Source organism: Pseudomonas sp. 65/3-MNA-CIBAN-0223, assembly GCF_040310425.1.
GTDB lineage: Bacteria > Pseudomonadota > Gammaproteobacteria > Pseudomonadales > Pseudomonadaceae > Aquipseudomonas > Aquipseudomonas gregormendelii.
Map to the genome: position 1 here is coordinate 1 of NZ_JBEOPV010000331.1, position 239 is coordinate 239.

At 71.5% G+C, this 239-nt stretch carries 1 protein-coding gene; it reads right to left on the bottom strand.

Translation table 11 applies throughout. The annotated features are described in order from the left end of the window. On the bottom strand, window positions 1-239 hold a 239-nt coding region (locus tag AAEZ09_RS29090), incomplete at both ends, for a DUF3482 domain-containing protein (RefSeq protein WP_350601786.1).

Consider the following 239-nt stretch of genomic DNA (forward strand, 5'->3'; position numbering starts at 1 on the left):
CCATAGTGCCGTGCGGTCTGCGCGCCGCCGCCGGCGATGGCGCCGAGGAGCGCCGCGGCACCGAGGGTGATACCACCGACCATAAGGTCGACCCCGGCACCGGCGGCCGCGCCTGCCGCCAGGCCACTACCGATCTTCACGCCCAGCTGCTTGAGGGTTTCCGGATTGAACAGGTCGTCGCCCCAACGCCCGTCGAGCAGCGGCAGGTCGCTGGCTGCCGCCTGCTCCTTGCGAAAGGC